The sequence below is a fragment of the Nocardia jinanensis genome, from assembly GCF_014645735.1.
Classification (GTDB): Bacteria; Actinomycetota; Actinomycetes; order Mycobacteriales; family Mycobacteriaceae; genus Nocardia; species Nocardia jinanensis.
The window spans coordinates 250,128-272,813 of sequence record NZ_BMMH01000002.1 but is presented as its reverse complement, the minus strand read 5'-3'; the positions used below and the strand labels follow the sequence as shown (position 1 = coordinate 272,813).

The 22,686-nt window shown below is 65.9% G+C and carries 21 protein-coding genes; 11 read left to right on the top strand and 10 right to left on the bottom strand.

Annotation, left to right across the window (positions count from 1 at the left end):
• Window positions 1-22: 22 nt before the first annotated feature.
• Both IEY68_RS05720 and IEY68_RS05715 read left to right on the top strand, forming a co-directional pair.
• The gene (locus IEY68_RS05720) at window positions 23-2,239 is read left to right on the top strand and encodes an acyl-CoA dehydrogenase family protein (protein WP_063916235.1); all 2,217 of its coding nucleotides are present in this window, start codon (window positions 23-25) and stop codon (window positions 2,237-2,239) included.
• Window positions 2,240-2,386: 147 nt separating this feature from the next.
• Window positions 2,387-2,635 carry a hypothetical protein gene (locus IEY68_RS05715; RefSeq protein WP_062997130.1) on the top strand — a complete coding sequence of 83 codons (249 nt, stop codon included), beginning with the start codon at window positions 2,387-2,389 and terminating at the stop codon, window positions 2,633-2,635.
• Between the two features lie 12 nt (window positions 2,636-2,647).
• Here IEY68_RS05715 and IEY68_RS05710 read toward each other — a convergent pair whose 3' ends face one another.
• A complete protein-coding gene (locus IEY68_RS05710) occupies window positions 2,648-3,712 on the bottom strand; it encodes a CE1 family esterase (protein ID WP_189094070.1) in 1,065 nt (354 codons plus the stop codon).
• 115 nt (window positions 3,713-3,827) lie between these two features.
• Window positions 3,828-6,089 carry a glycoside hydrolase family 3 C-terminal domain-containing protein gene (locus tag IEY68_RS05705; protein WP_062997134.1) on the bottom strand — a complete coding sequence of 754 codons (2,262 nt, stop codon included), beginning with the start codon at window positions 6,087-6,089 and terminating at the stop codon, window positions 3,828-3,830.
• A 161-nt stretch (window positions 6,090-6,250) separates the two neighbouring features.
• On the opposite strand from IEY68_RS05705, the gene IEY68_RS05700 reads away from it, so the two are divergent.
• From IEY68_RS05700 to IEY68_RS05690, 3 genes are all read left to right on the top strand, one after another.
• The gene (locus tag IEY68_RS05700; RefSeq protein WP_062997136.1) at window positions 6,251-7,261 is read left to right on the top strand and encodes a transglycosylase SLT domain-containing protein; all 1,011 of its coding nucleotides are present in this window, start codon (window positions 6,251-6,253) and stop codon (window positions 7,259-7,261) included.
• Between the two features lie 155 nt (window positions 7,262-7,416).
• Window positions 7,417-8,133 carry a hypothetical protein gene (locus IEY68_RS05695; RefSeq protein WP_189094069.1) on the top strand — a complete coding sequence of 239 codons (717 nt, stop codon included), beginning with the start codon at window positions 7,417-7,419 and terminating at the stop codon, window positions 8,131-8,133.
• Window positions 8,134-8,939: 806 nt separating this feature from the next.
• Complete coding sequence (locus tag IEY68_RS05690; protein ID WP_189094068.1) at window positions 8,940-9,266, top strand: DUF4333 domain-containing protein; 327 nt, start codon at window positions 8,940-8,942, stop codon at window positions 9,264-9,266.
• 181 nt (window positions 9,267-9,447) lie between these two features.
• Here the strand turns inward: IEY68_RS05690 and IEY68_RS05685 are convergent, their stop codons facing one another.
• The 8 genes from IEY68_RS05685 to IEY68_RS05650 all read right to left on the bottom strand — a co-directional run bounded on the left by IEY68_RS05685 (window position 9,448) and on the right by IEY68_RS05650 (window position 14,963).
• Window positions 9,448-9,741, bottom strand: coding sequence for a hypothetical protein (locus IEY68_RS05685; protein WP_062997142.1), 294 nt, complete (start codon window positions 9,739-9,741; stop codon window positions 9,448-9,450).
• Window positions 9,742-9,791: 50 nt separating this feature from the next.
• A complete protein-coding gene (locus tag IEY68_RS05680) occupies window positions 9,792-10,097 on the bottom strand; it encodes a WXG100 family type VII secretion target (RefSeq protein WP_062997144.1) in 306 nt (101 codons plus the stop codon).
• 84 nt (window positions 10,098-10,181) lie between these two features.
• Window positions 10,182-10,973, bottom strand: coding sequence for an ESX secretion-associated protein EspG (locus IEY68_RS05675; protein ID WP_062997146.1), 792 nt, complete (start codon window positions 10,971-10,973; stop codon window positions 10,182-10,184).
• A 97-nt stretch (window positions 10,974-11,070) separates the two neighbouring features.
• Entirely contained in the window at window positions 11,071-12,042 is a 972-nt protein-coding gene (locus IEY68_RS05670) for a PPE domain-containing protein (RefSeq protein ID WP_062997148.1), read from the bottom strand.
• A 6-nt stretch (window positions 12,043-12,048) separates the two neighbouring features.
• A complete protein-coding gene (locus IEY68_RS05665) occupies window positions 12,049-12,354 on the bottom strand; it encodes a PE family protein (RefSeq protein WP_062997150.1) in 306 nt (101 codons plus the stop codon).
• Between the two features lie 16 nt (window positions 12,355-12,370).
• Window positions 12,371-13,618, bottom strand: a complete 1,248-nt coding sequence (locus tag IEY68_RS05660; RefSeq protein ID WP_062997152.1) for a hypothetical protein — start codon at window positions 13,616-13,618, stop codon at window positions 12,371-12,373.
• Complete coding sequence (locus IEY68_RS05655) at window positions 13,618-13,932, bottom strand: type VII secretion target (protein ID WP_062997154.1); 315 nt, start codon at window positions 13,930-13,932, stop codon at window positions 13,618-13,620. The genes IEY68_RS05660 and IEY68_RS05655 overlap by 1 nt, the downstream gene beginning before the upstream one ends.
• Window positions 13,933-14,555: 623 nt before the next feature.
• Window positions 14,556-14,963 carry a DUF4254 domain-containing protein gene (locus IEY68_RS05650; protein ID WP_062997157.1) on the bottom strand — a complete coding sequence of 136 codons (408 nt, stop codon included), beginning with the start codon at window positions 14,961-14,963 and terminating at the stop codon, window positions 14,556-14,558.
• Window positions 14,964-14,975: 12 nt separating this feature from the next.
• On the opposite strand from IEY68_RS05650, the gene IEY68_RS05645 reads away from it, so the two are divergent.
• From IEY68_RS05645 to IEY68_RS05620, 6 genes are all read left to right on the top strand, one after another.
• Window positions 14,976-15,953: a GlxA family transcriptional regulator gene (locus IEY68_RS05645; RefSeq protein WP_062997159.1), complete on the top strand. Its 978-nt coding sequence runs from the start codon at window positions 14,976-14,978 to the stop codon at window positions 15,951-15,953.
• 374 nt (window positions 15,954-16,327) lie between these two features.
• The gene (locus IEY68_RS05640; RefSeq protein WP_189094067.1) at window positions 16,328-18,034 is read left to right on the top strand and encodes a hypothetical protein; all 1,707 of its coding nucleotides are present in this window, start codon (window positions 16,328-16,330) and stop codon (window positions 18,032-18,034) included.
• A gap of 146 nt (window positions 18,035-18,180) precedes the next feature.
• Window positions 18,181-20,055, top strand: a complete 1,875-nt coding sequence (locus IEY68_RS05635; protein WP_189094066.1) for a hypothetical protein — start codon at window positions 18,181-18,183, stop codon at window positions 20,053-20,055.
• The gene (locus IEY68_RS05630) at window positions 20,052-20,837 is read left to right on the top strand and encodes an ESX secretion-associated protein EspG (protein WP_156426230.1); all 786 of its coding nucleotides are present in this window, start codon (window positions 20,052-20,054) and stop codon (window positions 20,835-20,837) included. The genes IEY68_RS05635 and IEY68_RS05630 overlap by 4 nt, the downstream gene beginning before the upstream one ends.
• A gap of 85 nt (window positions 20,838-20,922) precedes the next feature.
• The gene (locus tag IEY68_RS05625) at window positions 20,923-21,492 is read left to right on the top strand and encodes a YbaB/EbfC family nucleoid-associated protein (RefSeq protein WP_189094065.1); all 570 of its coding nucleotides are present in this window, start codon (window positions 20,923-20,925) and stop codon (window positions 21,490-21,492) included.
• Between the two features lie 765 nt (window positions 21,493-22,257).
• Window positions 22,258-22,572, top strand: coding sequence for a hypothetical protein (locus IEY68_RS05620; protein ID WP_058855366.1), 315 nt, complete (start codon window positions 22,258-22,260; stop codon window positions 22,570-22,572).
• Window positions 22,573-22,686 lie beyond the last annotated feature (114 nt).

The following is a 22,686-nucleotide window of genomic DNA, read 5'->3' as shown; positions in this document are numbered from 1 at the left end:
CCCTTCGACCGGAATGAGAACCGTGCCTGTTGCGCTGACCGCCGACCAGGTGGCACTGGCCGAAACCGTGACCGGGTTCGCCGGCCGCCGTACCGGTCGGGAATACACCCGCAAGAACGCCGAAGACCTCGAAAATGGTGTGCGGCCTGAGTTCTGGGCCGAACTCGTCGCTCTCGGTCTCGTGGGTGTACATCTACGCGAGGACGTCGGGGGCCAGGGTGGAACGCTCGACGATCTGGCGGTGGTGGTCGCCGAATCCGGACGGGCGCTGTTACCCGGTCCGCTACTGCCCACAGTGGTCGCGAGTACGGTCCTCGCGTCCGCGGCCGGGGAAGAGACTGTCGACGCCCTGCTGCGGAAATTCGCCGGCGGAGCGACCGGTGCGGTGATCCTGCCGGAGCACGCGATCGTGCTGGACGGGGCACTCGGAGACGATCAGCGGCTCACCGGCGAGACCGGTCTCGTGCTCGGCGCCGCCTCGGCCGAAATGTTCGTAGTGGCCGCGGCGGCGGGCGAGGACATTCGATGGTTCGTCGTCGACCGAACTGCCACCGGCGTCGAGGTCGACGTGAAGGACGGGGCCGATCTCGGTCGCGATATCGGCGTGGTCCGGTTCGCGTCGGTGTCCAGTGTGGTGCCGGTGCCGCTCGATACGGAGCGGTCCGCCGCGGTGACCGTGGCACTGTCGGCGGTCGAGGCCGCCGGGGTGATCCGCTGGTGTTCCGATACCGCCACCGACTATGTCAAATCGCGTACCCAGTTCGGGCGGCCCATCGGTGCCTTCCAGGCGGTGCAGCACCGTACCGCGCAATTGCTGATCACCGCCGAACTCGCCGCCGCCGCGGCCTGGGACGCGGTCCGCGGCCTGGACGACGACCCGCGTCAGCGCACCCACGCGGGCGCGGGCGCGGCCCTGACCTCACTCGGTAAGGCGGTGCACGCCGCCGTGGAATGCCTGGGTCTGCACGGAGCCATCGGGTTCACCTGGGAACACGATCTGCATCTCTACTGGCGGCGGGCCATCTCGCTGGCCGCGCTGGCCGGGCCGGTGGAATCGTGGGAAATGCGGCTGGGCGCGGCTGCCCTGTACGGCCCGCGCAACTTCGCCGTACCGCTGCCGGAAGAGGATTCGTCCTTCCGCGAACACGTCTCGGAAATCCTCGATCGCGCCGCCGCACTGGACAATCAGGGGCCCTCCAAGATCGGCGACACCGATTCGGTGAACCCCGGTCCGCGCCGGACCCTGCTGGCCGACAGTGGTCTGGTGTCGCCGCCCATGGCGAAGCCCTACGGAATCGAGGCCGGGCCGCTCGAACAGTTGATCCTCCAGGACGAATACGACCGCCACGGTATCGCCCAGCCCTCCATGGGAATCGGTCAGTGGGTGGTGCCGATCGTGCTGCACCGCGGTACACCCGAGCAACTCGCCCGGCTGGCGGCACCCGCACTGCGCGGCGAGGAGATCTGGTGCCAGCTGTTCAGCGAACCGGAAGCCGGATCCGATGTCGCCTCGCTCAGCCTGCGTGCCACCCGGGTGGACGGTGGCTGGGAGTTGAACGGGCAGAAGATCTGGACCACGCTCGCGCACCGCTCCGACTGGGGATTGCTGCTGGGCCGTACCGATCCGGATGCCGGACGGCATCAGGGGCTCACCATGTTCCTGGTGGATATGCACGGCGACGGCGTCACGGTCCGACCGATCACCCAGGCCAGTGGCGACGCCGAATTCAACGAGGTCTTCTTCGACAGCGCCTTCGTTCCCGACTCGATGGTTCTGGGCGAGCCGGGTCAGGGCTGGACACTGACCTTGGAAACACTGGCGCAGGAACGGCTGTTCATCGGCGGGGTCCGGGATCCCGGGCACAACAAGCGGATCAAGGACATCATCGAGCGCGAGGAGTACGCCGGCAGCCGTAACGCCGCGGTGCGCGCGCTCGGCCGGATCAGCGCCCGCGGCGCGGCGATTTCGGCGATGAACCTGCGCGAGACGATCCGACGGCTGGACGGTCAGCCGGTGGGTCCGGCCACCAGTGTCGCGAAGGCGGCGGCGTCCATGCTGCACACCGACGCCGCGGCCGAGGCCTTGAATATCATCGGACCGGCCGGCGCGCTGGGCGAGGCGGTCTGCGAGCCGGTGCATCACGAACTCGATATCCCGACCTGGATCATCGGCGGCGGGACGCTGGAGATCCAGCTCAACACCATCGCAACCCTGGTGCTCGGGCTGCCCCGGAAGTAGCGAGGCGCCCGCCGGGCCGGGGTGACCCACCCGGTTCGGCGGGCGGCGGCTCCGGACCCCGGAGTTCGGCCCAGAACTGAGGGCGGGCGCCCCTGTTACGGTCGGTGAACCGCCGGCGATATCGTCTACACGGATTTCTTCACCGGGGTGAAGGGTAACTATCTGCGCCCGAGCATCGTCGCCGCCGGGATGGATCCGGACGCGCTGGGAGGCCCGGGTGCCGGGACCGGGTCGCTGGAGTTCCTGAACTCCGGAGAGGCCAAGGCCTGGCGCGATATCTGGGGCGCGGGACACGGTATCGGCGCGGTGACCGAGGTGGGTCCCACCGCCGCGATCGTCGACCGTCTCGGCGCGGAATACGACCGGGCCCGGCATCGCCTCGCCGCCCTGAGCTGAGCGGCGGACGGCTCAGCTCCGCAACGGGTGTGCCCGGAAGAAGTCCCAGATGAGCGTGGTGGCGCTGATCGAATCGGTGTCGTTACCGACCAGGGCCGCCGGGAAGATCTCCGAGCGGGTACCGAACCAGATGTGGCCGCCACCGAGAACCGACCACAGCTGGACCTCGGCGCCGGCGGGACACGGGTACACCGACAGGATCACGTCCCCGGTGACCGGTTGCTCGGCGGGTTCGGTTCCACAGCCGTTGCGCCCGGCCCATGCCGCGGCATTGTCCGGGATCGACTGCGGGCCCGGACCTTCCACGTCGGGGTGCTGATGACCGGGGTCGGCCGAACCGGTACCGTCCGGCGAGGGCAGCAGTCGCGCGTTCGGTCCGGTACCGCCCTCGTAGGCGACGATGGGGTCCGCGGTGCCGTGCAGGGCGATCACCGGTACCGGGCGGGCCGGATCGCACCACGCGAAATCGGACAGTCCCGCGACGGGCGCGATGGCGGCGATCCGCTCGGCCAGTTGACAACCCAGTGACGAGGTGGTGAAACCGCCCATGGACAGCCCGGTGGCATAGATACGCCGGGTATCCACGCACAGTGTCGATTCCACCTCGGTGAGCAGATCTCCCAGGTAGCCGATATCGGCGGACCCGTTGCCGAAATCCCAGCGGGGCAGGCCCGGTCGCAGCAGTTGCGGCGTAACGGTGACGAAACCGTGTGTGCGCCCGTAGGTGCCGAACTCGGTGCTCGTGTACTGGATGAACGCGGGTTCCATATATCCGTGCAGATCCAGGACCACGGGTGCGGGTCCGTCCAGACTTTCCGGGATATCACGCCCGTAGACGCCCGAGACACCACGAGAGCTGAACAGGACCGGCTCGGTCCCGGGCCGTGGTTGCGGTGCCGAGCATCCGGCCGAGGGGCGCGGAGCCGGATCCGTGGGCTCGGCGGACGCGGGGCCTGTGACGACCCCCATCGAGATAACGGCGATCGCGATGACGGTCAGCACCGAGCGCGGTCCGGGACGAGCACCGACCGGTCTTTTCGGCCACCCGCCCGTGATGGAAATGGCATTTCTGTTCATGATGACGATGATGGCAAAGAGATGTAATCCGCTTGCCGGAATCCGAAATCGCACGATTATCGATCGGCTCGGACGGATCGGTGCGTGGGCCGGGATCGAGTGCGGGGTCCCCGCCTCAGCTGTTCGCGCGGCTGAGCAGATCGTCGAGTTCCGCGGCCGTCATCAGCCCGCCCAGCTGGAGTGCGATCCGGCCGATCGGAATCGAGCCGATCATCCGCGCCATATCGACTCCCAGCTCGGCACCCGCCGAACTGCCCTGGTCGCCGATCAGCGGCTGCAATTTCGCGCCGAGTTCCGGCCCGGCCACCGGATTCGCCATCACCTCGGAAAAGGGGGATTCCCGGGTGAGCGGTACCCGCACCACGTCCCCGTCGATCCGGACGGTCGTGTGTACCGGCAGATCACGGCTGGAACCACCGATATACGCGGTGTACTCACCGCCCTCGACGACCCAGCGGCCGGCAGGTTCGTGCCAGCGCGCGAATTCGTGCCGGGGTATCCGGACGGTGACCTCCTGCGCCGCACCGGGTTCCAGCTCCACGGTCGTGAACCCGCCGAGTTCCCGGGGCGGGCGCAGCACGGACGACTGCTCCAAGCCCGTATAAACCTGTACGACCTCACGGCCGGTTCGCGAGCCACTGTTGGTCACCCGCACGGTGACCGAAACGCCCTCGGGGTCGGCGACCGCGCGCGGGTCGGCGTAGTCGAAGGTCGTATAGGAGAGCCCGTGCCCGAACGGGAAGCTCACCTCGAGTTCGCGCCGGTCGTACCAGCGATACCCGATGAAGATGCCCTCCCCGTACCGGACATGTCCCTGCTCACCCGGGAAATTATCGTAGGCGGGCACATCGGCGAGGCGAACCGGCACCGTCTCGGTCAACCGGCCGGACGGTGCGGTGATACCGAACAGCAGATCGGCGATCGCGCCGCCGGCCGCCTGGCCCAGCAGCGCGGCGTCCAGGATCGCGTCGGCGGCAGCGACGATCGGTGCCAGCCGCAGTACCCCACCGTGCGCCAGCACGACGGCCACCCGGGACTGTACCGCGCGGACGGCGTGTAGCAGTTCCACCTGATCGGCGGGCAGCTCGATATCTTCGCGATCGAAGCCCTCGGACTCCTGAGTGGCCGCCAGTCCCAGGAACAGGACGGCGATATCGGCCCGGGCGGCCGTTTCGACGGCCTCCGCGCGCAGTTCCCCGGCAGCGGATCCGGATCCGGTATCGAAACCGCGCGCGTGGGTGACCGTCGCGGATCCGGCGTGGGCCCGGATCTCGTCGAGCGCGATATCTACGCGGGTCGCGTCGACATGCGAGGAACCCCCGCCCTGATAACGCGGTTCGGTCGCGAATTCCCCGATCACCGCGATTCGTCCGCGGGGTGCCAGCGGCAGCACGTCGTTGTCGTTCTTCAGCAGTACCGCGCAGCGGGCTGCCGCCGCGCGGGCGAGAGCGTGATGCTCGTCGGCATTCCAGGTGGTCCCCGGATCGGCGCTGCCGGTGGCGCGTACGGCGAGCGCGGCGACCCGTCGTGCGGAGGCTTCGAGAACGCTCGGGTCGAGCGAGCCGTCGGCGACGGCGGTCACGACCCCGCGGTCCCCGGCCTCGTCGGCGCCGGGCATCGCGAGATCCAGTCCGGCGGCGACGGCGGCGACCCGGTCGTCGACCGCGCCCCAATCGCTCACCACCACCCCTTCGAAACCCCATTCCGTGCGCAGGATCTCGGTGAGCAACCAGTGGTTCTGGGCCGCGTACACGCCGTTGATCTTGTTGTACGAGCACATCACTGTCCAGGGCGCGGCCTCCCGGACCACATGCCCGAACGCGTGCAGATAGATCTCGCGTAGCGGGCGCGGATCGATATCGGAACTCGAGGTCATCCGTTCGTGTTCGGTGTTGTTCGCCGCGAAATGTTTCAGCGACGCTCCCACACCCTGCTGCTGGAGTCCGCGTACCCAGCCGGTCGCCAGGGCGGCCGTCAGGCGGGGATCTTCGGAGTAGTACTCGAAATTCCGCCCGCAGCGCGGATCCCGCTTGATGTTGATCCCCGGCCCCAGCACGATGTGCACACCCGCCGCCCGCGCTTCCCGCCCGATCGCCGCCCCGACCCGGAAGGTGAGTTCGGGATCCCAGCTCTGACCCAGGCCGACCGCGGGCGGGAAGCAGGTGGCGGGGATACTCGGGCCGATGCCCAGCGCGTCCCCACCTCGCTCCGGATCCTGGTACCGGAGGCCGTGCGGGCCGTCGGAGAGGGCGATCGACGGGATATTCCCGATCGCCTCGGTCGACCAGAAGTCACGTCCACTGCCGAGTCGCGCTCGCTCCTCGGTGGAGAGCGGGCCGATGAGGTCGTCCGGGGTGGGAGCGGTCGGGTCCGGCATGTGGTTCCTCCTGACGTCGGGTACCGGTGTCGAACTTAGTCGGTGGGAGTGGGGCGGCGCGGGAGCGCGGGGAACCTTCTCACCAGCGGGAGGGTTCGGCATACCGTCGGATGGAACTCTGTTAAGCAAGTGGTGGTGCACTGGGCGCGGGACGGAGGGCGATGGTCGTCGCAAAGGACTGGACACTCCGGCGTCCGCGGAATGCTCCGCTCCTGAACCCCTATATCGACTATGCCGAGAAGGTCCTCAAAGAACTGCAGAACGGTCTGGGTGACCGCACCGCGCAAACCCTCACCGCTCAGCAGCTTGCGCGGCTGGCCGGCGAGCGGCCGGGGGACGGTGATCTCGCGGATAAATACGAGCTCAAGGATCAGCAGGTCGAAGCCTACAAGAACGACTGGAACACGCTCGACAACCAGATGGCCGAACTCGCCGCCCTGGCGGCCGACGATGCCAACGGCGTCAGTGGACATTTCGAGGATCTGCGTGGTGCGGTCGTCGAGATCACCGACGGAGTGCCGGACAATCCCACCACACGCCAGCAGTTCGACACGGTCGTCGCGATAGACAACACCATCGGGGCCACCGTCCGCAAGGTGCAGTCCGCGCACAGCGAACTGGAGAACAAGTCGCTGCAGGTGCCGCAGGACCGCTCGGGAACCACCGGCGGTTCCCCGGCCAGTCCGCTGATGGGTAGCCAGTCTCCGAGTGGCGGTGGTAGCGGTGGTGGTGGGAGCGAGTCCGGTTCCGACGACGACTCCGATCCCGGCGGCGAGGTCACCGGTACCTCCGGCAGGCCGGCCAAGATGCCCACCGGTGATCTGGCGCAGTGGATCGACCAAGCGATCGAGGTACTGCGCGAGAACGGCTACGACATCAAGGACTCCGATGCTGCCATCATCGCGACGATGATAGAGAAGGAATCCAGCGGCGACCCGACGGCGATCAATCTGTGGGACAGTAATGCGGACGCGGGTACCCCATCGAAGGGTTTGATGCAAACCATCGACCCGACATTCAATGCTCACGCCCTGCCCGGCCACACCGATATCTGGAATCCGGTCGACAATATCTGTGCCGGTACTGCGTACGCGATCGACCGGTACGGATCGCTCAGCAATGTTCCCGGAATTGTCAATATGTCCCAGGGCGCCGGATACGTCGGGTACTGATCACTCGACGAATGCGGTCGGCAGCGATACCACTATCCACACGGGGTGGTTTGCCCGGATCAGTGTTAACGTCGTGGTGCCCCGGGGGAATCAATATGAGGACGCGGCATCACACTCGGTGCCGCGCATGAACGCAAGGGATACAGGACTTTCGAATGGGTCACCCGCAACCGCCCAACCCGTACCACCAGCAGCCAGGCCAGCCCGGCCAGCCGATGCCTCCGGGCGGGCCCTATCCCGGGCAACCGGTGCCGGGGCAACCGATGCCGGGACAGCCTTATGCGGGACAGCCTTACCCGGGACAGCCGCAGTACGGTCAGCCCTATCCGCCTCCCGGCCAGCCCCAGTACGGAGCTCCTGGAGGTTACGGCCGGCCGCCTCGTCCGTCCGGTGGTAACGGGGGCAAGATCGCAGCCGTCATCGGCGGCGCCGTCGTCGTGCTGATCGCCCTCGGCGTAGGTGGTTTCTTCTTGTTCAGCGGTGGCGGCGGCTCGATCGTGGGTGGTGCGTACGACACCCCACAAGCTGCGGCGGAGGCCTGGGTCGGCCAGGACTACGAACCCGAAGATCTCGTGTGCTCGGCGGATATGGACGAGCTCTCGAAGTACAAGCAGCAGAACCCGACCAAGCCCACGGGTGTCCCCGATTCCGACCTCCCGGAAGCGACGACCACGCTGAAGAGCGTGGACGTCGCCTCGGGAAGCAGCGAAGGGACCTTCACCATGGAAACAACCATGGAGATCATGGGTAGCGAAACCACCTCGACGATGACATACGACCTGGTCGAAGAGGACGGCGGCTGGAAGGTGTGCGGGATCCTCGATCCCGATATCGAGATGGACGATTCGGGCTTCGGTCCGGGCGGGCGGTAGCCCGGCGAATTCGCTACCGATCCGAACGGTCGAGTGATCCGGTCGGTACTCCGGGAAGCCGCCGACTCGGGAAGCCGAGTCGGCGGGTCCGGTTGGCCGGCCGGGTCGAAATCGGTAGTGGTGCCGAGATCTCCTGTGCCGTCGTTGGGTAATTCGCCAGAAGCAACCGATACGGCCTGTTCGGTTGACCGGCCCGGCCCTTTTGCGGATGGAGCTGCGTTCGGCCGACGCAGGCCGCCTCGTTGTCCTCGCAACCATATCTGCGCTACCGACTCGCTACCGGGCCCGATGGACACGGTGACCCCGCAAGTCCGACAGCGCCGGCGGGGCCGGGCTCGACGGACTGTGCGCATGCGCCATCAGCTGGCAAATACCCCGATCGAGGGCGGACTCCGCGGATTCATCGGCGTGGAGGTATCGAGTTACTCGAGGTTTGCGATATTCCTGAACGGAGATATCGGGCGCGATTCCGGTCGGTCGGCGCTGCGTATCGAGCTTTCCGATGATGCCGAGATTTCTACAGCCCTGCCAGTGATGACGCCTGGTCGGCGGTGTGCAGCAAAGGCGAGGAATCGCCTCGGACTGCTACGCGTCCGAGGCGGAGTTCGAAGCTCCCGGCCAGGTACCGGTGGACGGAGGACCGGCCGGAACCACCGACACCATGGTGTGTGAGAGATATCGGCGCACAAAGTAATCAATAAGCGGATGCCAAGTGCGAGCGGTCATTCTCGGATTGTCACCTTTTCGTGTGTTCGGACTCTGCTCGGAACACGCGGGACATCCGGTCTCTCTCACAAGGAGTTCCCGTGCGAATCTCCGCACTCCCGGTGCTATTGTCCACCGGCTGTGCGCTGTCCCTCAGCGCCTGTACATTCACGATGAGTCTCACTACCCATTCTTTCGGGCGAGCCGATCTCGAACGTACGGTCGAACATGTGTTACAGCAAGAGGGTGAACTGGAAATCGTAGCGGTCGAGTGTCCGAATTCGTTACAGATCAAGGCACACGCGCTGACTCGCTGCATGCTGCAAAAGGGCGACGGGTCGATAATAGGGGCCACTGTTGTGGTCACCGAAGCCGCGGGGAAGCGGGGGCGGATCGACGTGGCGGTAGACGCGGAACAGCCTGATTGATGGACTCCGCGGGCTTAGTCGGTCGCTCGACGACGGCCGCGCGCCATCCGTGGCTGAGCTCGTTGCCACGAACCGGGCAGTATGATTCGGCCCAGACGCTCGGGGGAGAGTCTGGGCCGATAACCGATTTCGAGACCGGAATGTTGCCGGAAGCTCCAGCCGGTCATGGTGTGCGCGGCTGTCAGAAAGCGGCGAAACCGTCGCCTACCCTCTTGTCGGTCTCGATGGCGCGATGGAACGCGTTCTCCACTTTGATGCCGAGGTTGTCCAGCTTGACGAGAGTGTCCTCGAGTTCCAAGGAGAGTTCGCCGTGTTTGGCGTCGAAATTGGCGATGGCGACATCTCCCGACATATTGGCGCGAAATTCTCCGGCCGCGGCCTGCAATTCATCTATTTGATTCTTCATGGTTGATCCGTATCGAGCCATGTCATCGAGCATGGCTCCGATCGCGGTGCCCTTGTACTGGATTGCCATAGTGGTGACTCCTGATCTTCGGAGGTCGGTGAACGGAGTGGGGCAGGTTTCTAGACCAAGCCCTCGCTGTCCGCGGTCACAATGGTGGTCTTACCCGAGGACACAGCGTCCGAGAACAGGTCGAGCTTCGTGTTCAACGCTGCTACCTCCTGACTCCATGTGTCCGCGGCGCCATTGAATTCGCGGTGGGCCTGGCCCTGCCAGCCGCTGGCTACCGCCTGGACAGACTGGTCGATCTGGTTGATCGAGGTCCGGAGAGTGGAGATGGCGTCTTCGAGACGGCCGACAACGTTGTCGATGCCGCCCTCGTCGACACCGTATTCGCCTGAACCGATCTCGAGGTTGGTGAGTGACATGTTCTTCCTTTCATTGGATGCAGTTGGCTCATCGCTGGGTCGGTCGGTTTCGCTGATATGAAGTAATGGGATTGCGAGCCGGATCTACGGCGTCGGCCACCCCCCGCCCGGCAGACCCTCGAGCAACGCCGCGACCGCCTGGGTGATCCGATGGTCGGTACCCGTGGTGAGGGTGGTCCAGATCTGCTGATCCAGGGAAACCAAGGGTGCGGCCACGATTCGCCCGCGAGCGGTGTCGTATATCGCGACTGCGCCCGGGGCGCGCGTGGTCACGCCGTCGGTGTGGGTGCATGTCACGATTTCGGTGAATCCGCGGCACGAACCGAAAGCCGAGCCCAGTATTCGCGCTTCGCGTTCGTTCGATCCGAGGGCGTACAGGGCGTTCGTGTAGCCGTCGGTGTGGTCGGCGTTGTCGAGCTTGATGGCGAGTTCGCCGGTCGGTGCGCTGAATCCGGGGGCGTCAGCGGGATCGCAGGCCCCCAGCGCGGCCAGTAGCGGCGCGGTCAGCGCAGCGGGTGAACCGTCGCACCAGATGGTGCCGATGTGGTACTCCTCGCCGATCCGTACCGCGACCGCGTGATGTGTCGCGCGCCGCGCCACACACACCCGTGTGGTGATATCCGCGGTGTAGCTGCGTGCGACCAGTTCACACTCGGGTTGTGCCAGGATCAGCAGGGCGTCCGCCAGTTCGGTATCCACCTCACCGTGCCGGTTGATGATGCCGTCGGCGTGCAGACCCGCCGTCGCGTGGTCGCGCGCGGCACGAAATTCCTCGTACCGATCCTGCCGCGGGCCGACTGCCAACACCGGAGGCAGGGTCTGCACGCCGAGGTGCTCGGCCACCGCCAGCAGGGCGTCGTTGGTGATCGACCTCATCGTCGAACCTCCGTCCGGTTCCGGGCGGTCGGAACTGTGCGGATGTGCCGATCCCGCACCGAGTAGCAGAAGGCGAGCAGACTGTGCCGAGGTCCTGTCACGATGCCCCCTCGGGCTGTGTGGGCCGACCGGTTTCGGCGGGTCGATCGGCTACGCCCAGAACTGCGGGCGCGGCATGGACGGGGTCGGCGATATCGGCGGAATCGGCCTGGTACTGGATGCCATCACCGGCACGGCTGCTGCGCTCGCCCTCAGCGGCCGCGGCTGAAGGTGCCACGGCGCCCGGGACCATCCGTCCTGCGCCGCTGTCCGCCGAGGTGGTTGTCGCGGACGCGGGTGAGTACCGCGGAACTGCCGTGGACTGCGCGACGGAAGTGGCTCGATACGAGCTCAACTCCCGGATTACGGGAATCGCCGGCATCCGGGGGAATCCGGTCGCGACCGGGCGGGACGCGACTACGGCCGGTGTACCGGGACGTGCTGCGTGCTCGGCGCGCAACGCGGAATCCGGGGCGATCACCGGGGGCGGCTCCTGGTGCCAGGGCGCGGCGAGTGGTTCGCTGGCCGTCTCGTAGGTACGCATCACCCGTGCGGCATGTGTTCCGGCCAGGATCTGCTGCTGTTCGGCGTCGTCGGCGGCCGCGATCATCGGTGCGCCGAGTGCCGCGCCCAGCTGCGCGATCGTCCGCTGCGCTTCCGCCAGAGCGGCCATGTCGTCCGGATGCGGCATCGCGAACTTCGCCACCTCGTAGGTCACGATGTGATCGGCGGTGCGGGAGGCATTGGCCGCCGCAGCGGTGGCCGCGTCCTGCAACCATTGCCGGAGGACCTCGATCCGTGCGAGCGAGAGGGTGCTGTGGTCGGAATGCCACGCCTGGCGAAGGGTCGTGAGAATGCGGTCGTAGTCGACCAGCGCGGAGCCGAATTGTGTGCCGAGCCGAGTCCAGGCGGCCGCCGCGTCGGCCAGCGGGGCGGTGCCGGTACCCGTGGCCAGGTCCTTCGACAATTTCTCGGCGGGCCTCGCCTCCCACACCACGCCGGTGAACCCTCGTGCCGGTGGTTCGATCACGGCGGCCTACCCGGTGGGCCGGATCGTGCGGAAGTACTCGGAATTGTCCTGTTCCATGTCGAGCATGCCGGCGGACTGGGCCCGGACCACGGCGGCGAGCTTGCGCAATTCGTACACGACGAGATCACCGGTCCCGGTGTAGGAATCGGCGACGCGGCCCAGAGTCTGCGCGGCCTGCACGGAGACCTCGTCGCCGCCGGCGGGACCGGTCCTCAGCAGCGGCCCGTCGTTTCGTAGCGCGGTGCTGATCCGGTCGGCCAGCGCGTCGAGGTCACGGGCGGCGGCCCGGGCCTGGTCGGGATCGTATTCCATAATGTCCTCCCCGATTTCACAGAGTGAGTGCTTTGTCCGGTGGCGGCCCGTCGAGCGCTGAACCAGGTGTGCTGCCGACGGCGCCGATCACCGGCGGAGTGGCCGTGTCGATATCACCGACGACCTCGTTACCGTGCTGTCCGCTGACCAGTTGCCCTGGCAGGCCACTGGTCGTCGACTCCCCGGCCCCACGTGCCATTCCTCCGGTCGCACCGCCGGCGGGCATGAATCCCGGACCATTACCGCGCATCGGTGCACCGGCGGGGGAGCTCGCTGTGGATGTGGCGGCGGAAGGCGAGGAGGAACCGGTGTTGCCGGCGGCGGGAGCACCGGTCCAAGGGGTCAGTGGCCGCGGCGCGGGCGTACTGTTCCCGCCGCCGGTGAGCATCGGAACTCCGCCGCCGCTCGGGAGCCGTCCCGGGTCGGCAATCGATTTGTGCTGTGCGAGTGCGGTATTCGCCGGGCCGCGGGGCTGCGATCCGGCAACGGCTTCGGCCACCGCCCCGGCTCCGGCGGTCGCGGCATCGACGACGCCGGGCACCATCTGCATCACCTGCGAGAGGAGTTGCATGGTGACTTGCCCTCCGGGCGCTTCGGTGACCGGGACCTTGGTGCCGGTCGCGGTCATCGCCGCACTGTGCGCGGTGAGCTCGGCCCTGGTCACCCCGACCACGGCCAGGGCTTCGGCCAGTGTTTCGGCCGACATGGTCGCCAGGAACACCTGTCCCGGCGGGGTACCGATGAACGGTGCCGCCATCGCGACCGAGGTGAGGAACTTCGCGATGATCGCCGACAGCGCGAGAGATCCCCGGGCGACCGAACCGGCGGCCACAGCTACCTGTTGCGATGTCTGCGCACTCTGTACAGCGACGGTGGTGCTGTCCGCATCCACCTGGGCCTGCTTGGCCGCCGCACCCTCCGCACCCGCGCCCTGCCACAGACCCGCGGCCAATTGCATTGCGGCCGAGCTCACCTGTACCGCGGTCTGCACCACCGAGGACACCTGGGACAGCGCCTGCACGGGGTCGACCTCCGGAGCGGCAGGGAACAGGCCGGTCCCGAAACTGCTCGCCAGGTCGGTGAGCGGACGGGCGAATGCCGAGAGGTCGAGCGCGGGCATGGGAAATTCCGGTAGCGACGGAATTTCCGGTAGCGGGGGCAGACCCATATCGCGCAATATCTGATCGACCGGCTTGTCCATGGCCGGGCCGACCGGACTCGATCTCAGTGCTGCCAGAATCGTCTGGTCGACGGGCCCGGACATCAGAGTCCGCCGACCTCGGTGAAATCTGTGCCGGAGTGGTGTTCGGTGGCTTCGTACGCGGTGGCGCTCTGATGGGCGGTGACGGCGGTGGCAGCGTGCACGCCGGCGATCTCGTTCACCGACAGCATGTTGTTGGTCTGTGCGACCGCGAATGCCGCCAGGAAGTCCTGGCCGATCAACCCGAACACCGGTACGGCGGCCGCGATGACCGCGGCCTGGTCGATGGCACCCGCTGTGGCGACCTCGAAGGCCGTCGCCGCCGCAGAGTCACCGTAGCAACGGATCGCATCGGGTACTGCGAAGAACTCGGACATGGTGATACCCCCATTGCGTTGACGAATTAGCTTTGATCGGAGAACTATCCGATCAAAGTACCCCGATTCCCGTGCGAATAGCTGTGGCGCAGGCTCAAATATGAGTTAAGAATTCAGATCGGAAGAAGGCGGTCCGAGCGAATAATTTACATTCGTCTGATATTCCTGCCGACGGGACCGTCGATTATCGAAATCGTGAGTACCGGGTCTCTACGGCGAGTGTCGGCGTGAGTTGTCGAGCAGTGTTCTGACAAGCCTGATCCGGCCGCGGCCTCGGCGCGGCCGGACGGCCTCCGCCGGGACAGCCGACAAGGCGGTCACGGGTAATGCCGCGCGTTGATCGGCGTGATCGTGCTCGTGTGGTTCGGGCCAGAGCAAGGCGGCGAATATGATGCCGATATCGGCACAGACGACCACGCCGGCCGCAATCTGCAAACCGGTCATCGAACCACCCCGCGTCTTCCGTCTCACTGAGTCGAACGGAGCGCGATTCCGGCGTGATTGCGCCCGTCCGGGCCGCGGTGTCGCCGGGCCTGCCGAAAAAGTTGGGCCGAGCGTACCGAGGCGGGTACCGGGGTGCCGAGTGCCGGAGGCGACAAATATGCAACGGTTTCGGTCATGGATCAGCCTCCGTCCGGTTCGGTCTGCGCACCGGTCGTCGGTAGGTATCGTCGGCCGGTCCGGATATCGCTCAGCAGGTCCGAATAGTCGAGTTCCAACTCGGCGAGCCCGGTCCACGCCGCGTGCATCCGGTCGCTGCTGACATCGCCGGTCATCAGGATATGGAAGGCGGATGCCGCTGCTGCGGCGATGCGATCGATGAGTTCCCCGAGGCTTTCCGGATGCGCCCGGGCACCCTGCCGTGGGGGTGGCAACCGGCGGGCCCGGCGATCGATGCCACGCACCAGGGCGGCCCTGCGCGTCCGCAGGCTCTGCGGCCACTCCTGTGATTTCGGTGTCCGCCGGTGATGGGCCTCGAGATTACGGGCGACCTGCGGGGGTTGGGTATTGCCGGATGCGACATATTCCATACGATTCCCGACATGCAGCTGGCGGTTTTCGTCGTGGACGGTGTGGCAGATTTCGGCCTGAGCGCGGTGTTGGAGGCGTTCGATATGGCCGACGCGCTACGTGCCGATATGGAGCGACCTCCCGCGGAGTGGATTGTCCACACCGTTTCGCTCGGCTCGAGCGCACAATCGTCGCGCGGCCATATCATTCCCACGACGCCGCTGTCCGAATTATCCGGGCAACCGATCGACACCATGATTGTTCCCGCCGTGAACGTCCTGGGTGCGGCGGCACTGGTCGACCTGGTGTCCGATGCGGTGAACGGGCCCGTGCTCGACCGGATTCGCGGTGCGCACGCCGACGGTGTGCATCTGGCCGCCGCGTGCACCGGAACATACTTCCTCGCCGAAGCCGGTGTGCTGGACGGCTCGCCGGCCACCACCAGCTGGTGGCTCGGCCCGAACTTCCGCAACCGCTACCCACGGGTGCATCTGGACGAGACCCGCATCCTCTGTCACGGCAACCAGGTCACCACCGCAGGCGCCGTCCTGTCGCATCTCGACCTGGCACTGTCGCTGGTGCATCGCACCAGCCCGGACCTCGCGGAACGGGCCTCGCGATTCCTCGCGCACGGTAATCGAACCGGCCAGTGGCAGTACGTGATCCCCGAGGTCATGGCCCGGGGGAATCCGCTGATCGCCGCATTCGAACGGTGGGTGCGCGAACATATCTCCGACCAGTTCCTCATCGCCACGGCCGCTCGCGAGCTCGGGGTCACCGAGCGTAGCCTGCAGCGCGCGGTCCGGGCGGACCTGGCGATGTCGCCGAAGGATTTCGCGGACGATATCCGGCTGGAGCGGGCGGTGTACCTGTTGCGCTCCACGACGCTGACGGTCGATGCGATCGCATCCCAGGTGGGTTATCTCAGTGGCGGCGCGCTCCGGGCGTTGATCCGGCGGCGGCGCGGTCTCAGCGTCACCGAGATACGGGGAACGCGTGCCGTCCGATGACCCTCGGACCGGGCCTGTGGCCGGCCCGGTGTTGTACTGACCCGTATAGGCAGGACGGCGAAGGTAACCGCCTCCGCCGGAGCCTCGCGCTTTTCCGGTGTCGGCCCACAATCGGTCCGTGAGTTCGCTACATCTGTGCTGACGAACTCTTCGCGGGTGTGGTGAACGATCTCCCGATCCGGCACTGCCGCCGCGACTTCCGATCGGGATATCAAGGGGAGGTAAGCAAAACGGCCGCGTCTCGGTGGTCGGTTGACAGTCGTCCCCGCCAGTGGCTGAACTTGAAATCCGAGTATCGGCGAATCCGGTTGTGGTGCATCCGCGACCGATACCGAAGCCAGCCTCGATCGGAAAGGTCAAAGGGTTCCCGGAGTATGGTGGGTCAGGGCGAGGATGATGCGGGCGGCACCCCAGATATTGCTTTCAACCTGCACGCACCCGGTGCGGTGGTCAGGGGTGATGAAACCGTCCCGGCGGGGGGACCGATAGTCGCCGGCGAGGCGGTCGACGCCTCCGGGTATGCGGAGGAAACATCCGGATCCGAGGACCCGGGGGACGCGGGTGGTCCGCACTCGGTCGGGGACTCCGAGGGGGTCCCCCCGGGCGAGGCGAGCGCGACGAATGCTCCTTCGGAGTTCGAACAATCCGGTGACACGGGCAGACCGGATATCTTCGAGCGGATCGTCGACGAGTTGGTGGTAACCTCCGCGCCGTCGGCCTGGGATCGGCTGTACGCGGAATTCGCGGTGACGGTCTCCGGTGATTTCGCGCAGGTCGTCTTCAGCTCCGGTGGCGTCGAGACGGTGGCCGCAGTACCGAAGTCCGTGATCGAAACGGTCCGCGGTTATCGAGCAGTCCCGGTGGAGCCCGAACGTGGTCCGTGGTGGAGACTGCTGATCCACGCCACCGCTGATCGGGTGATCGAGATCGACTACGACTACGGTGCCGAGCCGTTCCCGGAGGAGCAGCTCTTCCCCCCCGAAGCCTATCGGGAGGATCTGAAAGCCTACCCGCGCGAACGACTTCCGATCTGGCTGGCCGCCTACATCGGGCATGAGGGACGACAGGCGCGCAGCCCGCAACGTGCTGCCGCATCAGCGCGGGCGGATCGCGCCGCGTCGGTCTGGCCGGAACTGGCCGAGAACGAATTTCCACCGCTTCCCGTGATGTGGGCGCGCTGGGCGACTCTCGCCGCCGCCTTCGTCGCCGGTGGATCGGAATGGGGTCCGCGGATACTGCCGTCGCTGGGCTGGTTCGAAAGCTCGCGCCGCAGCGGCGCGACGTTGTGCATGCTGCCCGGTGACCGGGCGGTGCTGTCGGGTGGTGTGTGGAACGCCCCTGCGCTCGACGAAACCTACAACGGTGCCGGTGCCGTGCCGAAGCTCTATGCGGGAGCGCCCGAATGGGTGGCCGACCCGGTACTGAATCCGCGCGCCGCGTCCGGGCTGCTGTCGTTCTGTTACTGGTGGGAGGGCGGTCGGTGGTATCGAGGTGAGTCACCGTCCGCCGAGGACTGCGCACCGGCGATGCCCGGGGTGTGGACAGGCGAAACAGTGGCCGATATCGCGACTCGTGTCGTGACACGGTCGCAGCAGACTGCCGCTGATCCGGCGGTGGGTGCGCTGGTGGCCGCAGCGGAATCGGGAGTGGTGACCGAGGCAGCGGTGATCGACGCGTTCGGCGGCGGCGGTTCGACGGATGTGGACAGCTCGCTGTACCAGTTCCGGCTGGCCGGGCTGATGGCCGAGGTTGTGGTGACCATGCCGCAGGAGCTGGCGCTGACCCGGGTGCGCCAATACATTCGCGGCCGCGGGCTGGACACCACCGGGTATCCGCTGGACGAGCTCGTTGCCGACCGGCTCGACTGCGGGTGGATGGTCTACGTACCTGTGCCGCGGGGGGAACTCGCGATCGGACGGGCGATCTTCTATATCGCCGACGACGGGGTGCTGGAACCCTCGTCGTCCTCGGTCCCGCCGGCGCGGTTCTCGGCCCAGTTCGAAGAGCGGTTCCAGCAGCGGCGCAAAGGATCCGGGCAGGTATCAACGGGAATGCGGACCGGTCAGGAGTTTACGACGTGAGTTCACCCGAGGGAGAGGAAGCCGGAGCCGGTTCGGAGTCCGACGCATTTGCTTGGTCGTACCTGTCGGGGCTGGCCGCGGACGGTGTCCTGCTCATTCACGACGATGGGATCGCGTTCGAGTGCGCCACCTTGTGCGCGGAATTCATGGGCGTACTCGAGACGGTAGGGCAGGAGGGTTTGTTCGACGGGGCGGCACCGCTGTCATCGTCGGTGCCCGCTCCGCTCTCATCGCTCGGCGCCCTCGATCAGCGACTCGCACGATTGGGAACCGATCTCTACCGCCGGGTCGGCGGGCAGGACGATTCCGGAACATATCTGGGTGCTTCGAACGATATGCTGGAGGCACTGAAAACAGCGGGGAAGAAGTATCAGGAAACTGACGATTCCTCCGCGGATGAATTCGACATGGACAGTGTGATCCCGCCGGCGTCTATCGATGTGACGCTGGCGTCGCACTCGGGAGAAATTTTCTCCAGTGGATTCCACCTGGACCGGCTGACGAATGCGGAACTCACCGTACCTGCAGGCATCGATCTGGAGGACCACGAGGAGCAGTTCTATTCAACGTTGTATGCGCTCGGGGATTACATTCGGACCTATGGTCTCGCGGGCCTCTACGAGGCGAAAGGGACCAAATGGTTCAGACTCGGGGACTCATTGTTGGAGGCGAAGGGGGCGTTGAACAACAATCTCGTCGGTATCACCGCGAATGCGTGGGAGGGCACGGGGGTCGACGGCCTGATAGCTGCATCGGAGCAGTACGGGACGCAGATCGATTCGCTGGTGGAAGCGATGTGGCGGGTCGCGGACGCCTATCGGTTCGCTGCCCTGTGGCTGGAAGAGACCCAGCAGGCAATGCCACAGGATCCCCACAACTACATGGGTACATACCGCGACGAAGCGGAGGGGCGGGCACCCTACCTGTACATCGATGAAGACCGTCTCGGTGAGGAATACGGAAAGATCTACCAGGATGTGACATTCTACGATGAAGCACAGGGACAAGAAGTTACCGAAGCGGTTGTCCTCATCCAGGATCCGACACCCTATTACCGAGAAAAATTCAAGGAGACCTATCTAGCGGGTTTCATCGACACCGATCAGTACTTTCCGCTGTTGCCGAGCTATACCCCGGGTACGGACCCCTCGGCCACCGAAAGCCCGCCACTGGTCGATGAAGAAGATGACAATACCTATCAAGACAATGGGGGGTTCGACCCGGATGCGGGCGCCGGCGGGTACACACCGACCGGTGCGGGCTCGGCGGTGCCCACCGGAGAAGAGTGGGAGTCCGAATGGCCCGGGCAAGCTGCTGCTGATGCAGAACTGACGGAATGGGAGCAAGCTCAGGAAGAAGCAGCGCAACAGCAGGTATCCCAACTGGGTACGCAAGCCATTCAGCAGGGTATGTCCGCTGTTCAGGATGCTCTCGGCGCAGTCGAACAGAGCTTGGCGGATACGGGTATGCCGATCGGGGCGTTGCCGCCTGGACTGCCGTTGGGCATCGAACCGACCAGGTCCGCAGGTCTGCCCGCATTCAAAACAGGTGGCCCCGGGGGCAGCCTCGGCAATGGCACGAGTTCGACCGCCGGAAACGGTCCCGGTGTGTCCAAGCCGGCGACGGATCCGGCGAGGCTTTTTCCGCGTGCCGCCCTCCCCGGCGCGAACACTCCGTTTGCGGGTGCAGCCGGGCAGCAGGCCAGCGGTATGCCGGCGAGTGGTATGCCCATGGGTGGGTCTCCGGGTGGGTCTCCGGGTGCGGCTGGTGGCCGCGGCGGCCAGGGTGATGACAAGCACGAGCGGGCCAAGTATCTGGATCGGGCGGACAATCTCGACGAAGGGCTGGGCGATCCGCTGGATATGTCCAGGCCGGTAGTAGGCGAATCCGGGGCGCGGCCAGCCGCCGCGGAGCGGGTGCAGCCGCCGGCAGCGCCCCGGCCGGTCGCGCCGCGGCCGGAGCCGGTTCGGCCGTCGCGATCAGAAGAACCGGTGATACTGCCTCGGCGGGAGGGGGCATGATGCGTCGGCGCTGGGAGCTCACCGGCCGCGAGTTCATGGTGTTGTGGAAAGATTTGCGTGAGGTACTGCTGCCGGCACCTTTCACCTATATCTCGGACACGCGATATCTCGCGGACGGCGAGCGCCGCAATCACGAGACCAGGGAACATCTGCGGACAGTCGACAAATATGGTCTCGAGGACACACTCGATATCGTTGCCAGGCCCGATCTGCGGATCATCCTGCACGCGTGGGATCCCCGGGCCCCCGACGACGCGTCCACGCATGTCCGGCTGCATGCTGTCCGTCGCTCGGCTCGTACCTACCTACTGCAGCAACAACCGGGCGAAACGGTCCAGCACAGTGGTGGGTTCACCATCATCGAATGTGACTATCTCTCGGTCGCCGACCTGATGGTGTCGTACCTACCGGAGCGGCCCGCGGGCCGGCTGACCGATCTGGTGTTCTCCAGCAGTCCGGATTCGCTGGACCGTCCCGGAACCTCCCCGGTGCGGCAGCCGCACGAGGATGCCGATTCGGTCTCTGCCCAGGAATTCATCGGCGCTCCGCAGGTCTTGGCCGGTGCGGTGGAGATCAGGCAGGGGATTGCACCGCTGGGCCCGAAATATCGGGCGCAGCGTGGATTCTGGGTCCACGATCTCGCGGATGACGGTCGCTATGTTGTGATGCCGGGCCGCCCTCGCCGCGCTACCGGAATCGATAGCTCCGGGCTTGCGAATCGAATAAACGCCGCCGTCGCGGAGGTGATCGTTGCGATCAAGGATCAGCGGTCCAGGGTGTGATAGCGATTCTTTCGATGCGTCGATTTTGCGTATGACCTCGGGTCGCGATGGTTGGCTTCGAGATCAGTTCAGGGATGGGATCATTATGTGGAACGGTCGTATTACGGGTGGTGATTCGGGTTCGGACGCCATGATGGACGCCTTGCAGGAGCAGGTGCGCCGAGCAGCGGAGATCGGACAGCAACGTGCCCAGCTCATCGTGAGCGCGGCGACCCCGGATATGCGGGTCACCGCGACGGTGAACGCTGACGGCCACCTGATCGATCTCGCGTTCTCCGCTGATATCGAGAGAATGAGTTACGACGAGATCGCAGCGGCCGTAGTGGCTACGACTCGACAGGCTGTGGTGGAGATCGCACGGCGTAGTAGTGACCTGTTCGAGCCGTTGAACGACCAGCGTGCTCGAATGCCGAAATTGTCGGAGTTCTTCGAAGGGCTGCCCGACGGTGAGTATCTGCCCGCATCACCGGGAGTTGCGTCCGTTGTCGAGCCGAGGGGTGATGTGCCGACCGGTACCTCCGCACCGGAAAGTCCGGTATCCGTGGTGACAGCGCACCCCGACGAGGACGGTCCGGTCATGGAATTCGATGATGCGGTCGATATTGATTCTGTGGCAGGTGACAGCTCGGCGGTAGCCGATCGCGGATGGAGGTAGTGCCATCTCGGTCGCAATGAGCAGGTGCGCTCCAGCGATCCTGACCAGCGCTCGGCGGAACTGACGGCTCCGGCATGGTGGCGCATGCTCGTACAAGCCAGCCCCGAGAGTGTGCTGGACGTCGACTACGACTATGGCGAGCAGCCGTTCCCGGACGGTCAGTTGTTGCCGTTTGTGCCGTATCGCGACGACCTGCGAGAGTTCCCACGGCAACACGTTCCGGTGTGGCCGGCCGCCTATATCGATGCGCAACCCGGGCAGAAACGCAGCCCCGCCGCCGCTCGTCGAGACCGCGCCGATCGGCGGTCGTCGGTGTGGTCGGTGCCGGTGGAGAACGAGTTGCCACCACTATCAGCGATGTGGGCGCGTTGGGGTGCGATCGCCGTTGCTTTCGTGGCAGCGGGATCGGGGCAGGGCCCCCCGGATGCGGCCGTCGCTGGGCTGGTTCGAAAGCGACCAGCGCAGCGGATCGACACTGCATATCCTGCCGGGAGACCGAGCTGTGCTCGCCGGCGGCGTGTGGGATGTACCGGTCCCTCGGAGCGAAATCGCCATGGGCCGTGCCGTTTCTATCTAGAGGAAGATGGTGTACTCGAACAGTCGTCTTCGTCGACCCCGCCTTCACGGTACGTGGCGGGCTTCGTCGAGCGGTTCCGTTCACGGCGGCGAGGTGCTGAGAGATGGCAAGTCTCACCGCAGATTCGATGGGTTTGACATTCTCTTGAGCGAAATAGCCGCTCCGGCTGTGTGATGATCGAAATTGTTATGGCTGGAATAGTAGAGAACGATCCCGACGGGCTCCGAAAAGGCAACCAGCTGCTGGGCAGCGCGCACGAAGGTGCACGTGGTTCGGGCAGCCGGGTGCATTCGGCGCTGTCGGGCCTATTGCCCGCGTTGGGAAATGACGGGTACGCCCAGAAGTTTCTCGAGGATAACAAGGGCAGACAGTTCGCCGAGAACATCGACACTGCGGCCCGTGTCGAGCTGCCGACGGCCATGGGTGGTCTGCACGAGACGGTACGCACCGGGATCGAGGCATTCGAAGCGGCCGAGGATTCGTCGGCACGCGAATTCATGTAGGTCTGCCGATGCGGAAGGGATGCGTCGACATCACGACAGGGCGGGCTGAGTCGAGCGTGATACGACCTGTCGCGCTGCGACCTGAAGCCGAAGGGCCCGGTGGCATTGTGGTGC